We start from the raw sequence: 22,173 nt of genomic DNA on the forward strand, positions 1-22,173 counted from the left end.
CGCAGTTTAGCGTGCCCGGCAGGAATTTCGAGGTGGTTTTTTACCGCCCCGGCCACAAAAGCAGTAATTAAACAGCAGTTTTTGGTGCCAGCCTGTCAGTGTCTTGACTGCATCGGCTATTATGAGCCCTTTGTTTTATCTGGCCCCACCTGGCCACGAACCTGTCTGTTCAAGGATCCTATGAGCAAGCCCACTGTCGACTCTACCCCGAATGCCAAGGCCGGCCCTGCCGTCCCGGTCAACTTCCTGCGCCCGATCATCCAGGCGGACCTGGATTCGGGCAAGCACACGCAGATCGTCACCCGCTTCCCGCCAGAGCCCAACGGCTACCTGCACATCGGTCACGCCAAGTCGATCTGTGTGAACTTCGGCCTGGCCCAGGAGTTCGGTGGCGTCACGCACCTGCGTTTCGACGACACCAACCCGGCCAAGGAAGACCAGGAGTACATCGACGCCATCGAAAGCGACGTGAAGTGGCTGGGCTTCCAATGGTCCGGTGAAGTGCGCTATGCCTCGCAATACTTCGATCAGTTGCACGACTGGGCCGTCGAGCTGATCAAGGCCGGCAAGGCCTACGTCGACGACCTTTCCCCCGAACAGGCCAAGGAATACCGTGGCACCCTGACCGAGCCGGGCAAGAACAGTCCGTTCCGCGACCGTTCGGTAGAGGAGAACCTCGATTGGTTCGCCCGCATGCGCGCCGGCGAATTCCCGGACGGCGCCCGCGTGCTGCGCGCCAAGATCGACATGGCCTCGCCGAACATGAACCTGCGCGACCCGATCATGTACCGCATCCGCCATGCCCACCACCACCAGACCGGCGACAAGTGGTGCATCTACCCCAACTACGACTTCACCCACGGTCAGTCGGATGCCATCGAAGGCATCACGCACTCCATTTGCACCCTGGAGTTCGAGAGCCATCGTCCGCTGTACGAATGGTTCCTGAGCAACCTGCCGGTGCCGGCCCAGCCGCGCCAGTACGAGTTCAGCCGCCTGAACCTGAACTACACCATCACCAGCAAGCGCAAGCTCAAGCAACTGGTCGATGAAAAACACGTGCATGGCTGGGATGACCCGCGCATGTCGACCCTGTCGGGCTTTCGCCGTCGCGGCTACACCCCGGCGTCGATCCGCAATTTCTGCGACATGGTCGGCACCAACCGTTCCGACGGCGTGGTCGACTTCGGCATGCTCGAATTCAGCATCCGCCAGGACCTCGACGCGAACGCCCCGCGTGCCATGTGCGTGCTGCGCCCGTTGAAAGTCGTGATCACCAACTACCCGGAAGACAAAGTCGACAACCTCGAGTTGCCGCGTCATCCGCAGAAAGAAGAACTCGGCGTGCGCAAGCTGCCGTTCACCCGTGAAATCTACATCGACCGCGATGACTTCATGGAAGAGCCGCCAAAAGGCTACAAGCGCCTGGAGCCGAACGGCGAAGTGCGCCTGCGCGGCAGCTACGTGATCCGTGCCGACGAAGCGATCAAGGACGCCGTTGGCAACATCGTCGAACTGCGTTGTTCGTACGATCCGGACACCCTGGGCAAGAACCCTGAAGGCCGCAAGGTCAAGGGCGTGGTCCACTGGGTGCCGGCCGCTGCCAGCATCGAGTGCGAAGTGCGCCTGTACGATCGACTGTTCCGCTCGCCGAATCCTGAAAAGGCCGAAGACAGCGCCAGTTTCCTCGACAACATCAACCCTGATTCCCTGCAAGTACTCACAGGTTGTCGTGCTGAACCCTCCTTGGGCGACGCACAGCCGGAAGACCGTTTCCAGTTCGAGCGCGAAGGCTACTTCTGCGCGGATATCAAGGACTCGAAACCGGGCGCGCCGGTATTCAACCGTACCGTGACCTTGCGTGATTCGTGGGGCCAGTGATTAAAGTCTTAAGGGAAACATCGTGCTAACGATCTACAACACGCTCAGCAAGACCAAAGAAGTCTTCAAGCCGCTCGATGGCAACAAGGTGCGCATGTACGTGTGCGGCATGACCGTGTACGACTACTGCCACATCGGCCACGGCCGCAGCATGGTTGCCTTCGACCTGGTGACCCGCTGGTTGCGCTTCAGCGGCTACGACTTGACCTATGTGCGCAACATCACCGACATCGACGACAAGATCATCAATCGCGCCAACGAGAACGGCGAGTCGTTCGACGCGCTGACCGAGCGCATGATCGCCGCGATGCACGAGGACGAGGCGCGCCTCAATATCCTCAAGCCGGACATGGAGCCGCGTGCCACCGACCACATCCCGGGCATGCACGCGATGATCCAGACCCTGATCGACAAGGGCTACGCCTACGCGCCGGGCAATGGCGACGTGTACTACCGCGTCGCCAAGTTCATGGGCTACGGCAAGCTGTCGCGCAAGAAGATCGAAGACCTGCGCATCGGCGCCCGCATCGAAGTCGACGAAGCCAAGCAAGACCCGCTCGACTTCGTGCTGTGGAAAGCCACCAAGCCTGGCGAGCCGAGCTGGGAATCGCCGTGGGGTGCCGGGCGTCCGGGCTGGCACATCGAATGCTCGGTGATGTCCACCTGCTGCCTGGGCGAGACTTTCGACATTCATGGCGGCGGCAGCGACCTTGAGTTCCCGCACCATGAAAACGAAATCGCCCAGAGCGAAGCCGCCACCGGCAAGACCTACGCCAACGCCTGGATGCACTGCGGCATGATCCGTATCAATGGCGAGAAGATGTCCAAGTCCTTGAACAACTTCTTCACCATTCGCGACGTGCTGGAAAAGTATCACCCGGAAGTGGTGCGTTACCTGCTGGTGTCCAGCCACTACCGCAGCGCCATCAACTACTCGGAAGACAACCTCAAGGACGCCAAGGGCGCCCTGGAGCGGTTCTACCACGCATTGAAAGGCTTGCCCGCAGTGGCCCCGGCCGGCGGCGAAGCGTTCGTGGCACGGTTTACCGAAGTGATGAACGACGACTTTGGTACGCCGGAAGCGTGCGCGGTGCTGTTCGAGATGGTGCGTGAGATTAACCGCCTGCGTGAGACGGATATCGACGCAGCAGCGGGTTTGGCGGCACGTTTGAAAGAACTGGCCAGTGTGCTGGGCGTGTTGCAAATGGAAGCCGATGACTTCCTGCAAGCCGGTGCTGAAGGGCGGGTGGATGCCGCTGAGGTAGATGCACTGATCCAGGCGCGTCTGGCGGCTCGTACCAATAAAGACTGGGCGGAATCCGACCGTATCCGTGACCAACTGACCGCGATGGGTGTGGTGTTGGAAGACGGAAAGGGCGGGACGACGTGGCGGTTGGCGGATCAAGCCTGATTGTTAACCCGATCCAAATGTGGGAGGGGGCTTGCCCCCGATAGCGGTAGTTCAGTCAGTTCATCAGCAACTGACCCACCGCCATCGGGAGCAAGCCCCCTCCCACTTTTGACCGTGCTCACTTTGTTCAGTCTTCAGATTCAGATCTATCTTTGGGTATATCTTTGAGGTTTAGCGTTTTATCCACCATCAACTGAATCCCCTCCAGCATCCGGCAAATTCCCAGGGCCACGCTACGCGGGGTGCCTTCGATCTCAAAAGCCAAATGACTTGCCAGCGCTTGAACCGACGCAAGATCCTCCGACGCGTTGACCAGCAGCGTCTCGGCGTCAAATCCTTCACGTACGGCAAACACACCATGATCCTCAGCAGATGGATCTGGTTTTTCAGACGGGTTCAGGTAGTGATTTATTGCTCGATGAGCGGCAGTGTGAAATGCGGTTGAATCTGACGGTGGATTCGGACTGTCTTTAATCATGGCGAAGCTCCTAGAGTATTGGAGTCACCTAGAGTCTAATCGGGCTGCGAAACCCGGTCGCTGAACTTACAGCGACCGCTGAAGATTAGGCAGCCATCTTCCGAGCGACAACCCTAAAACACTGTCAGAAATTTCCGTGCGTGGCGATGCGGCAATATCCAGATTTTAGGATATTTTCCAAGATGCCCATTGAGTTTGACGCTTGTTCGCTCCTAGCTTTAGATGGTTACCACGACCACCCAAGACGAAATTGGCGGTGATTCAAATGGAGTGTATTTTCTGCAGCATTGTCCGCAAAACCTCCCCAGCCCATATCCTGTGGGAGGACGAACATCACATGGCGTTCCTCTCGATTTTCCCCAACACCCCAGGCTTTAGCGTGGTCATCCCCAAGCAGCATTACGGCAGTTATGCGTTTGCGCAGTCGGATGAGGTGCTGGCTGATCTGATCGTGGCCACCAAGAAAACCGCCTTGCTGATCGACCGGGCGTTTCCCGATGTGGCTCGTACGGGGATGATGCTGGAAGGCTATGGGGTAGATCATCTGCATGCGAAGTTGTTTCCCATGCATGGGACGGGGCAGGACAGCGCGTTCAAGCCGTTGAGCTCGAAATTGGATAAGTTTTTTGAGGCTTATGAAGGTTATATCTCGTCCCACGACCACGTGCGGGCGGATGATGCCGAACTGGCAGAATTGGCCGAGCGAATCCGATCTTTCGCCTAGTACAGTTCCAAATGTGGGAGGGGGCTTGCTCCCGATAGCAGTGGATCAGTCAGTTCATCGGTAACTGACCCACCGCCATCGGGGGCAAGCCCCCTCCCACATTGATCAGCGGCGGCTGCTGACTTCGGCGGGTACGTCGTCACCTGCCATGCGCTTGCGGAACAGGGCCGTTCGCGCAAGTAGCAGCGTGGTCACCGGCACCGTGATCGACAATAGAATCGGGATCAACCAGCCGTGCAACACCGGCCCGGACTTGAGTACCGAAAAGTAGATAATCGACGCCAACGCTACGCACCACGCGCCAAGCGTCGAGGCCAGCGCCGGCGGGTGCATGCGCTGGAAGAAATCCTTCATGCGCAATAACCCAAGCGCCCCGATCAGCGCAAACACGCTGCTCAGGACCAGCAGCACACCGACGACGATTTCCATCCATAACGGCATCATTCAATCACCTCCCCACGCAACAGGAATTTGGCCAGGGCGAACGAGCCGACAAAGCCGAACAGCGCAATCAGCAGCGCCGCTTCAAAATAGGTGTCACTGGCGTAACGGATGCCCAGCACCAGCATCATCAGCATCGCCAGGATGTACAGATAATCCAGCGCCAGTACGCGGTCCTGGGCTGACGGGCCTTTGAACAGGCGGATCAACGTCAGCACCATCGCCAACGAGAACAGGAACAGGCTGAACAGGATCGCATTGGAGAGCAGGGCGCTCATTCGAAGATCTCCATCAGGGGCCGTTCGTACGCGGATTTGAAGTGCTCGATAAACTGCGCCTCATCGTCCAGGTCGAACACATGCAGCAGCAGGACGCTGCGGTCCAGCGCCAGTTCCGACCAGATCGTGCCAGGAATCACCGTGGTGATCATCGCCAGCGCCGCGAGGCCGTTGGGGCTGCGCAGGTCGATGGGGATTTTGATGAAGCGCGCGCGTGGCGGGCGTGAGCCGCAGGTCAACACGCCCCAGGCCACTTGCAGGTTGGAGACAATCACATCACGGCCCACGCGCAGGAAAAGGCGCAGGATCACGTCGGGACGGCGCAGGCTGATCGGTTGCGGGCGCAGTGGCGCCATCATCAGCGGCGCCAGCACGCCCAGCAATGCACCGAGCAGCAGGTTGCCGGCGCTCATGGACAGGTTCAGCACCAGCCACAACCCCAGCAAGGCCAGCGACAACCACGGGGCGGGAAACAGGCGCTTCATGGTTGCACCTCCAGCGCGGCGGCCTGGGCTTCGGGACTCGGCACCGGGCGCGTTGCCATCACCGCCATCACGTAGCTTTCCGGGTTGTTCAGGCTCTTGGCGGTGGCCAGCGTGTAGCGCATCAGTGGCTCGGCCTTGAAGGTCAGCGCGATGCTCAGGCCCAGCAGCAGGAAGATCGGCACACATTCGTAGCGGCGCAGCAGGGGCGAGGGCCGTTCTTCCGGGGTCCAGAAGCGCTGGATGCCGAGGCGGGCGAAGGCGATCAGCGAGGCCAGGCCCGACAGGATCAACAGCGCCACCAGGCCCCAGGCCGCCGGACGGATGGGCTGATCCACCGCATTGCCGAGCCCCAGCGGATTGACCAGCGCATGCAGCAGACTGAGCTTGCCGATAAACCCGGACAGTGGCGGCATGCCGATGATCAGCAGCGCGCAGGCCACAAAACTCAGGCCCAGGAACGCCATGGTCCAGGGGATCACCTGGCCGATCACGGCTTTCTGTTCATCGTCGAGGTTGACCCCGGGCCGTGGATGCAGGGATTCCATGGCCTTGGGCAGCGCATCGATTTCTTCATCCAGTGGCAGGTCGTTGGCCGAGCGCGAACGCTCGATCAGCTCGGCCAGCAAGAACAGCGCGCTCAGCGCCAGGGTCGAACTGACCAGATAAAACAGCGCCCCTGCAATCAGGCTGGGCTGGGCGAAACCGACGGCCGACAACAGGATCCCGGCCGACACCAGGATGCTCAGGCTCGCCATGCGCTCCAGGCGCTGCGCCGCCAGCATCGCCAGCGCCGCGCAGACGATGGTCGCCATGCCGCCGTACACCAGCCAGTCGCCACCAAACAACGCCGACGCACCGGCCTGGCCGGAGAACAGCAAGGTCCACAGGCGCAGCACGGTGTACACGCCCACTTTGGTCATGATCGCGAACATCGCCGCCACCGGCGCGCTGGCCGACGAGTAGGCGGGGGCCAGCCAGAAGTTCAGCGGCCACATGCCGGCCTTGGCCAGGAACGCGGTGGCCAGTATCGCCGCGCCGGCGTGCAGCAGGCCGCGATCAGCCTCCGGCACCAGCGGGATTTTCAGCGCCAGGTCAGCAAAATTCAGCGTGCCGGTCACGCCGTAGATCATCGCCGCGCCGATCAGGAACAGCGACGAAGCCAGCAGGTTGATCGCGATGTAATGCAACCCCGATGACACCCGCGCGCGGCCGGAACCGTGCAGCATCAGGCCGTAGGACGCCGCCAGCAGTACCTCGAAGAACACGAACAAGTTGAACAGGTCGGCGGTGAGGAAGGCGCCGTACAAACCCATCAGCTGGATTTGGAACAGCGCATGAAAACTGGTGCCGGCACGGTCCCAGCGGGCCATGGCGAACAACAGCGCGCTGACGCCGATGATCCCGGTCAGCACCAGCATCAGCGCCGACAGTTGATCCACCACCAGTACGATACCGAACGGCACTTGCCAGTTGCCCGGCAGGTACACGCCGATCGAGCCGGGACCGCCTTGTTGCGTCCAGTACAGCAGCAATACGGCGATGCCCAGGCCCATGATGCTGGAGAACAGGTTGATCCTGGCTTTGAGCGGGCGGCGTTTCTCGCCGAGCATCAGCATCAACGCGGCGGTGAGTAACGGCAGCAGAATCGGCGCAACGATCAGTTGGTTGACCCAATTCATTCCTTGGGCTCCCGGCCGTCCACATGGTCAGTACCGGTCAGGCCGCGGGAGGCCAGCAGCACCACCAGGAACAACGCGGTCATGGCGAAGCTGATCACGATGGCCGTGAGCACCAGCGCCTGGGGCAGGGGGTCGGTGTAGTTGAGCAGGTCCTGCGGCACGCCGTCCTTGATGATCGGTTCCTTGCCGATAAACAGGCTGCCCATGCTGAAAATGAACAGATTGACGCCGTATGACAACAGGCACAGGCCCATCACCACCTGGAAGGTCCGTGGGCGCAGGATCAACCAGACGCCGGAGGCCGCCAGGACCCCAATGGCAATTGCAATGACTTCTTCCATCAGGCGGCAGCTCCTTGTGGGTTGGCGACGGCTTTGGGCTGGTTGCTCGGTTTATGCGCGCGCACCGACTGGTGGCCGAGGGCGGTGAGCATCAGCAGGGTCGAGCCGACGACCATGGCGTAGACGCCGACGTCGAAGAACAGCGCGCTGGCGATATGGATGTCACCCAGCACCGGCAAGCTCAGGTGCCAGGTATGAGTGGTGAGGAACGGGTAGCCGGCAAACAACGCGCCGAGCCCGGTGAGCGTCGCTGCCAGCAGGCCGAAGCCCATCCAGCGCATCGGCCGCAGGCTCATCTGCGCCTCGACCCACTGCGTGCCGGCCACCATGTATTGCAGGATAAACGCCACCGACATCACCAGCCCCGCGACAAAGCCGCCGCCCGGTTGGTTGTGGCCGCGCATGAACAGGTAGAACGACACCACCAGTGCTATCGGCAACAGCAGGCGCACCAGCACCGCCGGTACCATCATGAAACCCAGGGCGGTGTCGCTGGCCTGGCGCGGGTTGACCAGGTCGGTCGCCACGTCCGGCGCCAGCTGGCGTTGTTGCGGCGGCAGTTCCATGCTTTCTTTCGACGGGCGGAAGCGCCGCAGCAGGGCGTACACGGTCAGCGCCACGGCACCGAGCACGGTGATTTCGCCAAGGGTGTCGAAGCCGCGGAAGTCCACCAGCATCACGTTCACCACATTGCTGCCGCCGCCTTCAGGCAGGGCGCGGCTCAAATAGAACGAGGAGATATCGTTGGGGGTCTGGCGCGTCAGCATCGCGTAGGACAACAGCGCCATGCCGCCGCCGACCACGGTGGACAGCAGGAAGTCGCGCACCCGGCGGATCCGCGCCTTGCGCAGGGTGTTGGGCAGTGGCCACACCTCTTCGATCCGCCGTGGCAGCCAGCGCAGGCCGAGCAGGATCAATACGGTGGTCACCACTTCCACCACCAGTTGCGTCAGGGCCAGGTCCGGCGCCGAGAACCACACGAAGGTGATGCACGTCATCAGACCGCACACGCTGACCATGGTCAGGGCTGCCAACCGGTGATACTTGGCCTGCCACGCGGCGCCCAGCGCGCAGGCAATCGCCAGCACCCACAGGGTGACGAACACGATGGAGCCGGGGATCTTCGGCCGATCACCCCAGGTCAGGCCGCTGTTGAACATCGGGATCATGGCGCCGATCACCGCCACGATCACCAGCAGGAACAATTGGGTTTGCAGGCGCTTGGTGCTGATGCGTTTTTCGATCTTGCGCACCCCGCGCATCATCACCACCAGGCAACGCTCGAAGCCGCGCTTGCCGTTGAAGTAGCCGATCAGCGGCGGATAGGTGAAGCGACCACGCTTGAGTTGCTTGCGCAGCATCAGGTACAGCAGCACGCCGCCGGACATGGCCACCAGGCTCATGATCATCGGCGCGTTCCAGCCGTGCCAGATCGCCAGGCTGTACTCAGGCAGCGCGCCGCCGACCACCGGCAATGCGGCGGCAGCCAGGATCGAGCCGACCATCTGGGCCGGGAAGATGCCCACCAGCAGGCAGGTGAACACCAGCAGTTCAACCGGCGCGCGCATCCAGCGCGGAGGTTCGTGCGGGGTATGCGGCAGGTCGGTCGCCGGTGGGCCGAAGAACACGTCGACGGTGAAGCGCAAGGCATAGGCCACACTGAAGGTGCCGGCAATGGTCGCGATCACCGGCAGCGCGATTTCCACCCATTTTGTCGCCGAGATAAATACGGTTTCGGCGAAGAACATCTCTTTGGACAGAAAGCCATTGAGCAACGGCACGCCGGCCATCGAGGCACTGGCCACCATTGCCAGGGTCGCGGTAAACGGGATCAGGCGCACCAGCCCACTGAGCTTGCGGATATCCCGCGTGCCGCTTTCGTGGTCGATGATGCCCGCCGCCATGAACAGCGAGGCCTTGAAGGTGGCGTGGTTGAGAATATGGAACACTGCCGCGACGGCGGCCAGCGGGCTGTTGAGGCCCAGCAGCAGGGTGATCAGCCCGAGGTGACTGATGGTGGAATAGGCCAGCAGGCCCTTGAGATCGTTTTGAAACATGGCGCAGTAAGCGCCGAGGAGGAGGGTGAGCGCGCCGGCACCGCCGACGATCCAGAACCACTCTTCGCTGCCGGACAGCGACGGCCACAGGCGGGCCAGCAGGAACACGCCGGCCTTCACCATCGTTGCCGAATGCAGGTAAGCCGAAACCGGCGTCGGCGCGGCCATGGCGTGGGGCAGCCAGAAGTGGAAGGGGAACTGCGCGCTTTTGCTCAAGGCGCCGATCAGCACCAGGGCCAGCATGACCGGGTACAGCGCGTGCGCGCGAATCTGATCGCCTGCCGCCAGCACCTGGTCCAGGTCGTAGCTGCCGACGATGTGCCCCAGCAGCATCACACCGGCCAGCAGGCACAAACCGCCCGCGCCGGTGACCATCAGCGCCATGTACGCGCCACGCCTGGCATCGGCGCGGTGGTGCCAGTAACCAATCAGCAGGAAAGAAAACAGGCTGGTCAGTTCCCAGAAAAACACGATCTGGATCAGGTTGCCGGAAATCACCAGCCCGAGCATGGCGCCCATGAAGGCCAGGAAAAACGCGAAGAAACGCGGCACCGGATCATCCGGCGACATGTAGTAACGCGCGTACAATGACACCAGCGTACCGATGCCCAGCACCAGCATCGAAAACAGCCAGGCGAAGCCATCCATGCGCAGTACGAAGTTCAGCCCAAGGCTGGGCAACCACATGAATTCTTCACGGATGACGCCACCGTGGGCGATCAGGGGATAGAGCAGGGCGACTTGAACGGTACCGACCAGGGCCACCAGGCCGGCCAGCAGGGATTCGGTGTTACGTGCATTGTGCGGCAGCAAGGCCGCCAGACAGCTGCCAATGAATGGCAGAAGCAGTAGAACTATCAGGGACATAGGCTTCTAATCTGCGGGAGTTTGGGATGCATCATACGTGCCGCTTTCGCGATCACCAAACGGCAAGATGTGGCAGCATCCTACAAGGTAGGCTGAAATTGCTCATTTGGCATTGTTTGTGGGAACGCCTCCTGTGACGCTCTGCGTCACCATGGCGCAGGGCTCAAGTTGCCAGCTTGGACGCGGAGCGTCCGGGGCTGCATTCCCACGCAGAGCGTGGGAACGATCAAGTCACCGCTACATTCGGACCTTACCCTTGCTGCTCCTGTTCCCTCTCATCGCGCAATTCGACGGCTTTTTGGCCCCGCGTCTTCAACTCGCTCACAATCACCGCCACCACAATCAACACCGCGCCTGCCATCGCAATCGGCGGGAAACGCTCCCCGGCAATCCGCCCGACCACGCCGGCCCACACCGGCTCGCCGGCGTAGATCAAGGTGGCGCGGGTCGGTGAAACACTCTGCTGCGCCCAGTTCATCGCCACCTGGATCACCGCGCTGGTCAAACCCAGGCCCACGGCGCTGAACAGCAGCAGCCATGAAAAGCCCGGCAACGGCTCGCCCATCGGCACCACCATCAGGAACGACAGCAGCGACGCCGTGGCCAGTTGCACCACGGTCACCCGCCGCACATCCACTTGCCCGGCGAAGGCGCTGATCAGAATGATCTCGGCGGCAATCGCCACGGCACCGATCAGCGTGGCGATTTCGCCGGAGCTGAAATTCAGCGAAGCACCGGCCGGGCCGGTCAACAGCATCAACCCGGCAAACGCCAGCATGATGCCGATGCTCGGCATCAACCCCGGACGCCGACCCAGCACCAGCCACTGCAATAAAGGTACAAACGGCACATAGAGCGCGGTGATGAACGCCGACTGGCTGCTCAGGATCGTCTGCAGGCCAATGGTCTGCAAGCCGTAGCCGAACATGATCGCCACGCCGATGAACACCCCGGCCTTCAACTCGAACAGGGTCAGGTCGCGCAGTGTGCGCAGGGAGAACAGGCCGACCACAATGGCCGCCGCCGCAAAGCGCAGCCCCACGAAAAACATCGGCCCGCTGACGCTCATGGCATGATGCACCAGCAGGAAGGTGCCGCCCCAGATCATGGTGATGAACACCAGGATGCATTCGGCTTTGCTCAAGCGGTTGAAACGCGAAGGGGAGTGCTGGGCAGTCATGGCGGCTCGGTCTTGCAAGGGAAAGGCACGGACCGCACAATGCGCCGCACGCTGGGCAGTATACTGCGCACACCCACCCATTGAGCAATATAGTGCACAAAGAAAATCCACACCGGGCTTCGGTCCTGCAACACGTCAGCCAGAACGTTCGGCGCCTGCGCCATGCCGCCGACCTGAGCCAGACGGCGCTTGCGGAAAAATCCGGGGTCAGCCGGCGCATGCTGGTGGCCATCGAGGCCGGCGAAAAGAACGTCAGCCTGTCCACCTTGGACCGTGTGGCCGAAGCGTTGGAAGTGGCTTTCAGCGATCTGATCCAGGCCCCGGATGCTGGCGACCACAGTCGTATCAACGAGCTGGCCTGGGCGGGCGATATCCTCGGCAGCAAAGCCGTATTGCTGGCCAAGGCCACGGCGCGGCGGGAAGTCGAACTGTGGGAGATGCACCTGGCACCGGGCGATCGCTATCGTCCGGAACCTGATCCGCAAGGCTGGAGCGTGCAGGTTTTTGTGTTCGACGGCTGTTTGACCCTGACGTTGGATGGCACGAGCAAACACATAGCGGCGGGTGAATTCTTTATGTTTTCCAGCGATCAAACCCACGTCTATTGCAATGATGGCGTCGGGGCTGTTCGGTTTGTTCGCAATGTGGTGATTTGAAGCAACACCGAAAGTTCTGTCGCGATTCTCGGATTAGTCATCGCGACGTCCCAAGTTGGGTGCATTACTTTTTTCCCGAGTTCTCCAAATGGAGAACACTGGAATAAGGGGAGATGCCCATGGCTGTAAGCCCGCTCGGTATGACCAGACCGCCTTCGCCGTTAGATAATCATGCGTCATTAATCAATACGCACGCCAGTCCGGTCAAGTCCAACAGTGAGTGCCCGCCACACTGGCGTAGCTGGGAGGCTGAGCATGTGGTGGGCGCAGAAGAAAAGAAACGGGCCACGTTCGCCATACCTTTACGATATCGCAACTACCGCGAGGATAAAGGCGGCCATCTCCCTCCCGTTGATAGAACCGCCCTGACCCGAGCCCCATTGTGCTCAAAAAAATCCGCCGATAAATACAACATGCCTCAAGTAGGGCTCGTCTCCGAGGCCGGCTTGGAAGCACGCATCGCTCGCTATACGCACAATCGGGTGCTGCCTGATTTCATCTACAACTTTTTTACGCAGGCTGACGACAAAAAGTTCCTCGCTTTCCGGCAACACCCCGAGCAGTTTCCAGTAACGCCGTTCACTCCGCAGGGCGGCATCGTATTGATGCCCAATACGCGATACATAGAAAAATATCCCGAGATTTTTCCACAGCCCTTGAACTTGAGCGCCCGCACTCGTGATACCGGCGGCTTTGCGCTGGTGGGATACTGGATACCACCTGATCTGTTTGAACATCGCCAGGCGTTTCAAGAGATTTTCAAAAATCCCATGAATACCGGTGAGGGTGTGAATGTGCGCGAACGTGTAGGCGAATATGAAAGACGTACAAACCGCACGTTTTTGGTGAATCCCATTGACGTGAAAAAAGAACACCTTGGCCTGCTTAAATCCTTTAAGGAAGTGAGCATGCGTTCCATTGAGCAGGTTTACGGTTATCAGCCGGGCAAGGACACTGTGCAAATATATTTGCACAGCCCGATCTACGGAGACTCAACCGCCGGCCTGCATATTCATGTGCGCGTGAATCAGCGGCTTCCGGCAGGTGAGGCCGACGCCGGCAGTATCGCACTGGATAAAATTATCGACGTGCTGGAGGACAAGGCGTTTGGCAGCGGCACTATCAAGAGCAAGGTGTTGGAGATGATGCCTAAAACGCGCTCGGGACTTTGGGTGTCGTTTAATTCGGCTTCGAATAAAAAGCAGTTTGAAGGGATTCCTGTTACCTATGTTTCCAATCCATGGAAGCAACCTTGAAAAAGTAAATAAAGCATGCGTCGGGTCAGTAGTTGAATACTATATTGCTATTGGAATCCTCTTCGCCGACCTTGAGTGGGTGAAGCGATCGTTAGGATGTGTTTATTTCATGCAGAGGTCATGGCTATGTTAGTTTCTTCCACGTCACCGTCATTGGTTCCTTATACCTTGACGACCGCGCCGTCGAGTACATCAACAATCAACACCGACACAGAGCGCGCTCGCGGGACGATGCCGAAGGCACCCGTCAACCTCTCCGGTGGAGTGCCCGTGGAGCGCAGCAGTAATGGGATTTTATTTACGCGTGATGCCCAGTTTATCGAGCATGATAATGAGCTATATCGCGTAAAAAACCCTTACTACACTAATTACGTCGCCGCTGAAGAAGTGGTAATGGGTAATCTGTTCTCGATGACCGGCTTGGGCGCGCCCAAGATGATGCTGTGCAATGGTTGTGAAGGTTTTTTTGACTTTAATAAAACCACCAGAAGGGACTTTTCCGCGAATGCGGACTTGTCAAAATTTGCGTGTGTTGCGTCCAAGGTCGAGCCGAGCTTCAAGGACCTCGGTACATTCCTGTTAGATACAAAGGTGATGCCTGAATTACTCAAGGCCGAAGGTGAAAAGTCGCTCATCAGCGCGCCAGCCGTCAAGAAAGTCATCGATTCTTATCATGCGCTCGTTCAGTCCTATAACAAAGCGGACAGCCGTCTTGAAGATATTTATCAAGCTTTTCCTGACGGTCAGCATCGGCAGGCGCCGGGCGTGCTGGATAAAGTAAAGGCTGAAAACCTGATCAAGTTTTCGGTACTGGAGAAACTCAATGACTTGCTGCCGCCAGAACTCAAGCAGGAACAGCAGCAGCACTACTTTGCCTCGCGGTTGATTAACAATTGGGATTACCTGAATTTTTCATTTTGCAATTTTGGTTATTTTCAACCCGACACGGCTAACGACCAATACAGGGGCATGACCGTTGATTTTGGCGGGAGCGGGACGTTGGGATTTGGCGGGCTTTCCAAGGCGGAGAGTTTTGAGCGTGCAACCCAGGGCGCGCGCCCGGAAAATCCGTTGCAATCGACCAGCTTGTTCGAGCGTAAGGATTCCACATTCTCCAGCGATTTCCCGCCCTCGCTGACGGGCATCAGCACCATCCCGCGCAGCAGGCCGCTTCTTTCCACCATCAAGGATATGGTCAAGACCGAAAACGATATTTATGAGGCCAAAAATATCCAGACCCACGAAAAGGCCCTTGGGCCTGCTCTTGAAGTGGCCTACAGATTATCGGTATTGCCCGAGCACGCACTCCAGCAGTTTTTTACCGAAAACTGGGTGGCGGGCGGTCAGGACTTCCCGTACCGCGACAAGAGCCCGGAACACAATTTCGACACACAACAAATGACCACCATCATGGCCGACAGGAAGAACGCCTTTATCGATCAATTCGGGCGGCGAAATATTGAACGCTGGGAAGCTAATAACCCTGAGCGCGCAGCACAGGCGAGGGCTGAGGTGGAGCATGCGGTCAATAGCGTGGTCGAGGGCAAGTATGAGGTCAGACCCCTTGGCGCTGGTAGCCAGACCATCTGACGCGGCGTGTTGCAGGCTTTCCATAAAGCGCCGCCCGGTTCAGCTGTTGGTAGCGCAACAGCAATTGAACATTTTGCTGCCCGGAGATCGCGAAAAACAGCGCTTGTTTCTACAGCCTGTTGATTTTCAGGGTGATTTATAAATGGCACGGCTCCTGCAAAGTCTCCGTTATTCATCCGGAGCCTGGAGTCGGCCCATGTCAGCTCACCCTCACTACTCAGCCCATATCATCCGCTCGGACGCGGAGGCCATCGAGGTTGCCACGCGGCTGGCGGCGCGGTTTGCCGTGGAGGCCAGCGAGCGCGACCGTGAACGGCGCCTGCCCGTGGCGGAACTCGACGAGTTCTCCGCCAGTGGCCTGTGGGGTATCACCATTCCCAAGGCCTACGGCGGCGCCGAGGTCTCTTATGTGACCGTGGCCGAGGTGATCAAGCTGATCTCCGCCGCCGACCCTTCGCTGGGGCAGATTCCGCAGAACCACCTCGGCGTGGTGGATATCCTCCTGCAAACCGCCACTGAGGAGCAGAAGCGCTACTACTTCGACAAGGTCCTGGCCGGCTACCGTTTCGGCAACGCCTTCTCCGAAGCCAAGAGCAAAAACGCCGGTACCTTCGACACGCAGATTCGCGTCGACGGCGACTCCGCCCGCATTGACGGTGAAAAGTTCTACTGCACCGGCGCGCTGTTTGCGCACATCGTGCCGACCGTCGGGAACAACGAGCACGGTCAGGCGCTGATTGCCTTCATCGAACGCGATGCGCCCGGCCTCACGGTGATCGACAGTTGGGACGGCTTCGGCCAACGCACCACCGCCAGCGGTGGGGTGACCCTCCACGCTGTGAGCGTGCCCTCGAGTGCGGTCATCCCCGCACACCTGGCGTTTGACCAACCCACCGCCAACGGCCCGATCTCGCAGATTATTCAGGCGGCGGTCGATACCGGCATCGCGCTGGGGGCGTTGGAGCAGGCGAAGATTCATGCCCGCCAGGCACGGCCCTGGATCGACAGCCAGCAGGACCACGGTTGGCAAGACCCGTTCACCCTTGCCGCCATCGGCGACCTGGCGTGGCGCGTGCACGGCACCGAGGCGATTCTCGCCAAGGCAGGCCGGGCGGTCGACCTCGCTCTCGCCGAACCGAATGAAGACACCGTCGCCAATGCCTCGCTGATCGTCGCCCAGGCCAAGGTGCTGTCCGCCGAAACAGCCTTGCTCGCCGGCAGCAAACTCTTCGAGCTGGCCGGCACTCGCTCGGTCACCGGCAAGCACAACCTCGACCGTTTCTGGCGTAACGCCCGCACCCATACCTTGCACGACCCGGCGCGCTGGAAATACCACTTGATCGGTAACTTCGTGCTCAACGGCGTGAAGCCTGCACGCCACGCCTGGAACTGAGGAAGCAAACCCGATGACCGCACTGAACCATGCGCGCCAACTGCTGGAAACCACCCGTCGCTTTGTCGAGCGCAGCGACGACCCTTACGTGATCAGCCGCTTCGGCGACTTGCAGATTCGTGTCGACGTGGCCGCCGCCCTGTTCGAGCGTGCCGAAACCGACCCGAGCCCGGTGGCCGTCACCGAGGCGCAAATCGCTGCCGCCGAGGCCCTTATCGCCGCCAGCAATGCTGAGTTCGAATTGACCGGCCAACGCACCGCGCTGCCGTCATCGGTCGATGATCCGTTGCGCTGGAAGTACCGGATCGTCGGCAACTACCACCTCAACGGAGTGCTTTGATGGCTCGTGTAATTCGCCTTAATGCTTTCGACATGAACTGTGTCGGCCACCAGTCACCTGGTTTGTGGGCTCACCCTCGCGACCGATCCTGGCAATACAAGGACCTGGAATACTGGACGGACCTGGCGAAAATTCTCGAACGCGGCAAGTTCGACGGGTTGTTCATCGCCGACGTGCTGGGCATCTACGACGTCTACAACGGCAACGGCGACGCAGCGATTCGCCAGGCGACGCAAGTGCCGGTCAATGATCCGCTGTCGCTGATCGCACCGATGGCCCTGGTCACCGAACATCTGGGATTCGGCCTGACTGCCTCGCTGTCCTTCGAACATCCGTACCCGTTCGCACGCAGGCTTTCCACCCTCGATCACCTGACCAAAGGCCGGATCGGCTGGAACATCGTCACCTCCTACCTGGAAAGCGGTGCCAGGAATCTCGGGCAAAAAGCCCAGACCGAACACGATGCACGCTATGACTACGCCGAAGAATACCTGCAGGTTTGCTACAAACTCTGGGAAGGCAGCTGGGAGGAGGGCGCGGTACTGCGCGACCGCGAGCGCCGAGTGTTCAGCGACCCGCGCAAGATCCACGAGATTCGGCATGCGGGCAAACACTTCCAGGTGCCCGGCATCCACCTGTGCGAACCCTCGCCGCAGCGCACGCCGGTGCTGTACCAGGCCGGCGCCTCCAGCCGCGGCAAGCAATTCGCCGCCGAACAGGCCGAGTGCGTGTTCGTGGCCGCGCCGTCCAAGGTGCTGCTGAAAAAGACCGTCGCGGATATCCGCCGGCGCGCGGCCGAGGCGGGGCGTGATCCGCGCAAAATCCTGATCTTCAACCTGCAGACGGTGATCGTCGGCGAGACCGACGCGCAGGCCAAGGCCAAGTTCGACGACTACAAATCCTATGTCAGCTACGAAGGCGCGATGGCGCTGATCTCCGGCTGGACCGGCATCGATTTCAGCCAGTTCAAACCGGACGAGCCGCTCAAGCATGTGCACACCAACGCCATCCAGTCGGCGGTGGAAGCCTTTTCCACGGCCGATCCCGACAAGGTCTGGACGCCGAATGAACTGGCCAACTGGGTCGGCATCGGCGGCTTTGGCCCGCTGTTTGTCGGCGGGCCGCAGACCGTGGCGGACCTGCTGCAGGAATGGGTGGAGGAGACCGATGTGGACGGCTTCAACCTGGCCTACGCGCTGACCCACGAGACCTTTGTCGACGCCGTGGAGTGGCTGGTGCCGGAGCTGCAGAAGCGTGGCGTGTACAAGACCGAATACGCCCAGGGCACGTTGCGCGAGAAGTTGTTTGGCGAGGGGCCGAGGCTGGGCGCCAATCACCCCGGCGCCGGCTACCGCGACCTGTCCGACTCACACAAAACCCCTGTGGGAGGGGGCTTGCCCCCGATAGCGGCAGGTCAGGCAAAGGTGTTCTAACTGACCCACCGCCATCGGGGGCAAGCCCCCTCCCACAGTTGCCCTGTGTCGTTTTGAACATTTCAGCCAGCGGACCACCGCACGCTTAAACACCCAATAGGAGTCATCCCTATGAGCGTGCCCGAACCCAAAGCCGCCCTGGAACGCCTGCACCACTGGGCACAGCTCACACCGCTGCAGGTCGCGCTGCGCCACAAACGCCAGGGCCAATGGCATGCCTGGCGCTGGATCGACGTGTTGCGTGACGTCGAACGGGTGGCTGACGGCTTGCGCCAGCAGGGTTTCAGCGAACAGTCGCGGCTGGCGCTCAGCGGCGCGTTTGAGCCGAACCTGCTGTTGCTGGCGCTGGCCGCCCAATCCGTGGGCGGGCAGGTGCTGACGCTGGCCGATGATCTGGATCCGCAAGCCCTGGAGCAACAGCTATGGCGCCTGCATTCCAGCCACGCCTGCGTTCAAGGTCGCCAAGCCGATTGGGCATTCGTCCAGCGGCTGGACTTCGTTCAACTGCTCGGCCCGGTCGACCCGGCGCAACGCGTGCAACGCTGGTGGCAATCCAGCGCTGAAGCCGTGTTGTGGAGCGAGGAGGGTACTCACTGGCAGGGCGGTCTTGCCGTGGTGCTGGAGCAGTGGCTCGACAGCGGCCACGGCCTGGCGTTTCCGGAGACCCTGGCTTCGGCGCGACGCGACCGCAGCGAAATCGCCCCCACCGGCCTGCTGCTGTCACCCGAACGTTTGCAGCATTTGGCCGATGAGATCGAAAGCCGCCTCGCCGCCCACGGTACCTGGCGTCGACGTCTGTGTGACTGGGCCATCGCCCATCCGCAAAGCGGCCTGCGCCGGTTGCTGAAAAACCGGGTGCGCAAGGTGCTCGGTTTCCAGCGCCTGGCCTATATCTGGCAACCGCTTAAAACCACTGCCGAGCCAATCTGGCTGGCCGAATTCAAACGGGACATTGCATGAGCCAGGCCATTTTGCAGGTGCGCGATATTTCGCTGTCGTTCAAAGGCGTCAAGGCGATCAATGCGTTGTCTTTCGAGGTGCGGCGCGGCGAGATCTGCGCACTGATCGGGCCCAATGGCGCAGGCAAGAGTTCGTTGCTCAATGTGATCAACGGTGTGTACCGCTTCGATGCCGGTGAGATTGTGTTCGAGGCGCAGCACTTGCACCGGGTCGACCCGCTGGGCGCCGCACGCCTGGGCATCGGCCGTACCTTCCAGAACAATGCGCTGTTCAAGAAAATGAGCGTGCTCGACAACGTCCTCACCGGCCTGTCGCGGCATATGCGCACCAGCCTGATCGAACAGGCCCTCGGCCTGCCCCGTGCGCGGCGTGAAGCGCAAGCGTTTCGCCTGCGCGGGCAGGGCATCCTGGAATTTCTTGAGCTGCAAGCACACCGCGATGTGCCGGTGGGCAACCTGTCCTACGGTCTGCAAAAGCGCGTGGAGTTGGGCCGCGCATTGATCGCCGAACCCAGTCTGTTGCTGCTCGACGAACCCATGGCCGGCATGAACGCGCAAGAGAAACAGGACATGGCGCGCTTTGTCGCCGACGTCAATCGCGACCTGGGCACCACCGTGGTGTTGATCGAGCACGACATGGGCGTGGTCATGGGCCTGTCCGACCATGTGGTGGTGCTTGACTACGGGCGCAAGGTCGGCGACGGCACGCCGGCCCAGGTGCAGGCCAACCCCGACGTGATCGCGGCCTATCTGGGAGCGGTGCACTGATGATCTTTTTCTTCGAAACCCTGCTCGGCGGTTTGCTCGCCGGCACCCTGTACTCGCTGGTCGCCATCGGCTTCGTGCTGATCTACAAGGCCAGCGGCGTGTTCAATTTCGCCCAGGGCGCGATGCTGCTGTTTGCCGCGCTGACCTTCGTCAGCCTGCACGACCAGGGCGTGCCGTTTGCCCTGGCGCTGCTGCTGACGGTGGGGGTGATGAGCGTCGGCGCCTTGCTCATCGAGCGGCTGGTGTTACGTCCGCTGGTGAACCGTTCGCAGATCACCCTGTTCATGGCCACGCTGGGCCTGTCGTTCATCATCGAAGGCCTGGCCCAGGGCCTGATGGGCTCGCAGGTACGCGCGCTGGACCTGGGCATCGATGACGTGCCGCTGTTTGTCGGCCCGCTGATGCTCAGCCAGTTCGACCTGATCGCCGCGGCGGCCGCCGTGGTGCTGGTGACCGTCCTCGCGCTGCTGTTCAACAAGACCCGCATCGGCGTATCGCTGCGCGCGGTGGCGGATGACACCACGGCGGCGCTGTCCATCGGCATCAACCTCAACCGGATCTGGCAGATCGTCTGGGCGGCGGCCGGCATCGTCGGGCTGGTCGCGGGGCTGCTATGGGGCGCGCGTCAGGGGGTGCAGTTCTCGTTGTCGCTGGTGGTGCTCAAGGCCTTGCCGGTGCTGATCATCGGCGGCTTTACCTCGATTGGCGGGGCGATTGCCGGCGGGCTGATCGTCGGCGCCGCCGAGAACCTCGCCGAGGTGTATATCGGCCCGTTGATCGGCGGCGGTATCACGCCGTGGTTCGCCTATGTATTGGCGCTGGCCTTCCTGTATATCCGTCCCGCCGGCCTGTTCGGCGAGCGCGCCATCGAGCGAGTCTGAAAGCATGTCGATTCCCGTCGTTCAAGCAACCGCGCCACTCGTGCTGGTGCAACGCCGTATTCCCTGGGGCCTGCTCGGTCTGCTGGCCCTGGCCTTTGTCGTGGTGCCGCTGTGGGGCAACGACTATTGGCTCAACGCGATCCTGATCCCGTTTCTGGTGCTGTCCCTGGCCGGGCTGGGCTTGAACCTGCTGACCGGCTACACCGGGCAGACATCGGTGGGGGCGGCGGGTTTCATGGCGGTGGGCGCGTTCGCCACCTACGGGTTTTTGCTGCGCCTGCCCGAACTGGGCTTGCCGGTGGCGCTGCTGGGCGGCGGGATTATCAGCGCGTGGGTGGGCCTGTTGTTCGGCCTGCCCAGTTCGCGGATCAAGGGCTTCTACCTGATGGTCACGACGCTGGCGGCGCAATTCTTTCTTGAGTGGCTGTTCGTCAAGTTCCCCTGGTTCTATAACTATGGCTCGTCCGGGACCATCTCCGCACCGCAGCTGACGCTGTTGGGTCACGACCTCAACACGCCGTTGGGACGCTACTGGCTGACCCTGGTCACGGTGCTGCTGCTGACCTGGACTGCCGTCAACCTGGTGCGCAGCCAGGTCGGGCTCAACTGGATGGCGATCCGCGACATGGACACCGCCGCCGCCGTGGTCGGCATCCCGGTGGTGCGCTACAAGCGCCTGGCGTTCGCGGTCAGCTCGTTCTACCTAGGGATTGCCGGTGCGCTGTGGGCATTCGCCTACCTGGGCACGGCCAGCGCCGGCAGCTTCGATATCAACCGCTCGTTCCAGATCCTGTTCATCATCATTATCGGTGGCATGGGCAGCATTGCCGGCAATTTCGTCGGCGCGGCCTTCATCAGCCTGCTGCCGATCCTGCTCAGCCACGCCGGGCAGGCGCTGTTCGGCGGCTCGGTCGATGCCGGGCAGTTGCAGAACCTGCAGAAAATCATTTTTGGCGTGTTGATCATCGTGTTCCTGATCAAGGAACCCGAGGGCCTGATTCGCCTGTTGCACACCCTGCGTGACCGCCTGCGGCAATGGCCGCTGCGTTTCTAACCTTCCTTCAAGAGAACTTCC

Annotated in this window: 21 protein-coding genes; 13 read left to right on the plus strand and 8 right to left on the minus strand. The window is 60.9% G+C overall.

Annotated features, from left to right (window positions below; genetic code table 11):
- The first annotated feature begins 180 nt into the window (after nucleotides 1-180).
- A complete protein-coding gene (locus TU82_RS03660) occupies nucleotides 181-1,881 on the plus strand; it encodes a glutamine--tRNA ligase/YqeY domain fusion protein (RefSeq protein ID WP_057721742.1) in 1,701 nt (566 codons plus the stop codon).
- Between the two features lie 22 nt (nucleotides 1,882-1,903).
- A complete protein-coding gene (gene cysS, locus TU82_RS03665) occupies nucleotides 1,904-3,292 on the plus strand; it encodes a cysteine--tRNA ligase (protein ID WP_057721743.1) in 1,389 nt (462 codons plus the stop codon).
- 127 nt (nucleotides 3,293-3,419) lie between these two features.
- Here cysS and TU82_RS03670 read toward each other — a convergent pair whose 3' ends face one another.
- Entirely contained in the window at nucleotides 3,420-3,770 is a 351-nt protein-coding gene (locus TU82_RS03670; RefSeq protein ID WP_057721744.1) for a DUF6124 family protein, read from the minus strand.
- A 265-nt stretch (nucleotides 3,771-4,035) separates the two neighbouring features.
- On the opposite strand from TU82_RS03670, the gene TU82_RS03675 reads away from it, so the two are divergent.
- Nucleotides 4,036-4,494 (plus strand): HIT family protein, encoded by a 459-nt coding sequence (locus tag TU82_RS03675; RefSeq protein WP_057721745.1) that lies wholly within the window; start codon nucleotides 4,036-4,038, stop codon nucleotides 4,492-4,494.
- Between the two features lie 105 nt (nucleotides 4,495-4,599).
- Here the strand turns inward: TU82_RS03675 and TU82_RS03680 are convergent, their stop codons facing one another.
- The 7 genes from TU82_RS03680 to TU82_RS03710 all read right to left on the minus strand — a co-directional run bounded on the left by TU82_RS03680 (nucleotide 4,600) and on the right by TU82_RS03710 (nucleotide 11,822).
- Nucleotides 4,600-4,938, minus strand: a complete 339-nt coding sequence (locus TU82_RS03680) for a Na+/H+ antiporter subunit G (RefSeq protein WP_057721746.1) — start codon at nucleotides 4,936-4,938, stop codon at nucleotides 4,600-4,602.
- On the minus strand, nucleotides 4,935-5,213 hold the full coding sequence (locus TU82_RS03685; protein ID WP_005789171.1) for a K+/H+ antiporter subunit F: 279 nt from the start codon (nucleotides 5,211-5,213) through the stop codon (nucleotides 4,935-4,937). The genes TU82_RS03680 and TU82_RS03685 overlap by 4 nt, the downstream gene beginning before the upstream one ends.
- A complete protein-coding gene (locus TU82_RS03690; protein ID WP_057721747.1) occupies nucleotides 5,210-5,698 on the minus strand; it encodes a Na+/H+ antiporter subunit E in 489 nt (162 codons plus the stop codon). The genes TU82_RS03685 and TU82_RS03690 overlap by 4 nt, the downstream gene beginning before the upstream one ends.
- Entirely contained in the window at nucleotides 5,695-7,377 is a 1,683-nt protein-coding gene (locus TU82_RS03695; protein WP_057721748.1) for a monovalent cation/H+ antiporter subunit D, read from the minus strand. Before TU82_RS03695 ends, TU82_RS03690 begins: the two co-directional genes overlap by 4 nt.
- Nucleotides 7,374-7,718 carry a Na+/H+ antiporter subunit C gene (locus TU82_RS03700; RefSeq protein WP_003192163.1) on the minus strand — a complete coding sequence of 115 codons (345 nt, stop codon included), beginning with the start codon at nucleotides 7,716-7,718 and terminating at the stop codon, nucleotides 7,374-7,376. Before TU82_RS03700 ends, TU82_RS03695 begins: the two co-directional genes overlap by 4 nt.
- Nucleotides 7,718-10,642 carry a monovalent cation/H+ antiporter subunit A gene (locus TU82_RS03705; protein ID WP_057721749.1) on the minus strand — a complete coding sequence of 975 codons (2,925 nt, stop codon included), beginning with the start codon at nucleotides 10,640-10,642 and terminating at the stop codon, nucleotides 7,718-7,720. Before TU82_RS03705 ends, TU82_RS03700 begins: the two co-directional genes overlap by 1 nt.
- 250 nt (nucleotides 10,643-10,892) lie before the next feature.
- On the minus strand, nucleotides 10,893-11,822 hold the full coding sequence (locus TU82_RS03710; RefSeq protein WP_057721750.1) for a DMT family transporter: 930 nt from the start codon (nucleotides 11,820-11,822) through the stop codon (nucleotides 10,893-10,895).
- Nucleotides 11,823-11,914: 92 nt separating this feature from the next.
- Here TU82_RS03710 and TU82_RS03715 point away from each other — a divergent pair, with 92 nt between their 5' ends.
- From TU82_RS03715 to TU82_RS03760, 10 genes are all read left to right on the plus strand, one after another.
- Nucleotides 11,915-12,478 carry a helix-turn-helix domain-containing protein gene (locus TU82_RS03715; RefSeq protein ID WP_057721751.1) on the plus strand — a complete coding sequence of 188 codons (564 nt, stop codon included), beginning with the start codon at nucleotides 11,915-11,917 and terminating at the stop codon, nucleotides 12,476-12,478.
- Between the two features lie 119 nt (nucleotides 12,479-12,597).
- Nucleotides 12,598-13,734: a hypothetical protein gene (locus tag TU82_RS03720; protein WP_156421628.1), complete on the plus strand. Its 1,137-nt coding sequence runs from the start codon at nucleotides 12,598-12,600 to the stop codon at nucleotides 13,732-13,734.
- A 120-nt stretch (nucleotides 13,735-13,854) separates the two neighbouring features.
- A complete protein-coding gene (locus tag TU82_RS03725; RefSeq protein ID WP_156421629.1) occupies nucleotides 13,855-15,324 on the plus strand; it encodes a hypothetical protein in 1,470 nt (489 codons plus the stop codon).
- 196 nt (nucleotides 15,325-15,520) lie between these two features.
- Nucleotides 15,521-16,717: an SfnB family sulfur acquisition oxidoreductase gene (locus TU82_RS03730; protein WP_057721754.1), complete on the plus strand. Its 1,197-nt coding sequence runs from the start codon at nucleotides 15,521-15,523 to the stop codon at nucleotides 16,715-16,717.
- Nucleotides 16,718-16,730: 13 nt separating this feature from the next.
- Complete coding sequence (locus TU82_RS03735; RefSeq protein WP_057721755.1) at nucleotides 16,731-17,057, plus strand: acyl-CoA dehydrogenase; 327 nt, start codon at nucleotides 16,731-16,733, stop codon at nucleotides 17,055-17,057.
- The gene (locus tag TU82_RS03740) at nucleotides 17,057-18,490 is read left to right on the plus strand and encodes an LLM class flavin-dependent oxidoreductase (RefSeq protein WP_057721756.1); all 1,434 of its coding nucleotides are present in this window, start codon (nucleotides 17,057-17,059) and stop codon (nucleotides 18,488-18,490) included. The genes TU82_RS03735 and TU82_RS03740 overlap by 1 nt, the downstream gene beginning before the upstream one ends.
- Before the next feature lie 111 nt (nucleotides 18,491-18,601).
- Nucleotides 18,602-19,450, plus strand: a complete 849-nt coding sequence (locus TU82_RS03745; protein WP_057721757.1) for an AMP-binding protein — start codon at nucleotides 18,602-18,604, stop codon at nucleotides 19,448-19,450.
- Complete coding sequence (locus TU82_RS03750; RefSeq protein ID WP_057721758.1) at nucleotides 19,447-20,217, plus strand: ABC transporter ATP-binding protein; 771 nt, start codon at nucleotides 19,447-19,449, stop codon at nucleotides 20,215-20,217. The genes TU82_RS03745 and TU82_RS03750 overlap by 4 nt, the downstream gene beginning before the upstream one ends.
- Nucleotides 20,217-21,098, plus strand: a complete 882-nt coding sequence (locus TU82_RS03755; protein WP_057721759.1) for a branched-chain amino acid ABC transporter permease — start codon at nucleotides 20,217-20,219, stop codon at nucleotides 21,096-21,098. The genes TU82_RS03750 and TU82_RS03755 overlap by 1 nt, the downstream gene beginning before the upstream one ends.
- Before the next feature lie 4 nt (nucleotides 21,099-21,102).
- Nucleotides 21,103-22,152: a branched-chain amino acid ABC transporter permease gene (locus TU82_RS03760; protein WP_057721760.1), complete on the plus strand. Its 1,050-nt coding sequence runs from the start codon at nucleotides 21,103-21,105 to the stop codon at nucleotides 22,150-22,152.
- Nucleotides 22,153-22,173: the final 21 nt, after the last annotated feature.

This window comes from Pseudomonas orientalis, assembly GCF_001439815.1.
Classification (GTDB): Bacteria; Pseudomonadota; Gammaproteobacteria; order Pseudomonadales; family Pseudomonadaceae; genus Aquipseudomonas; species Aquipseudomonas orientalis.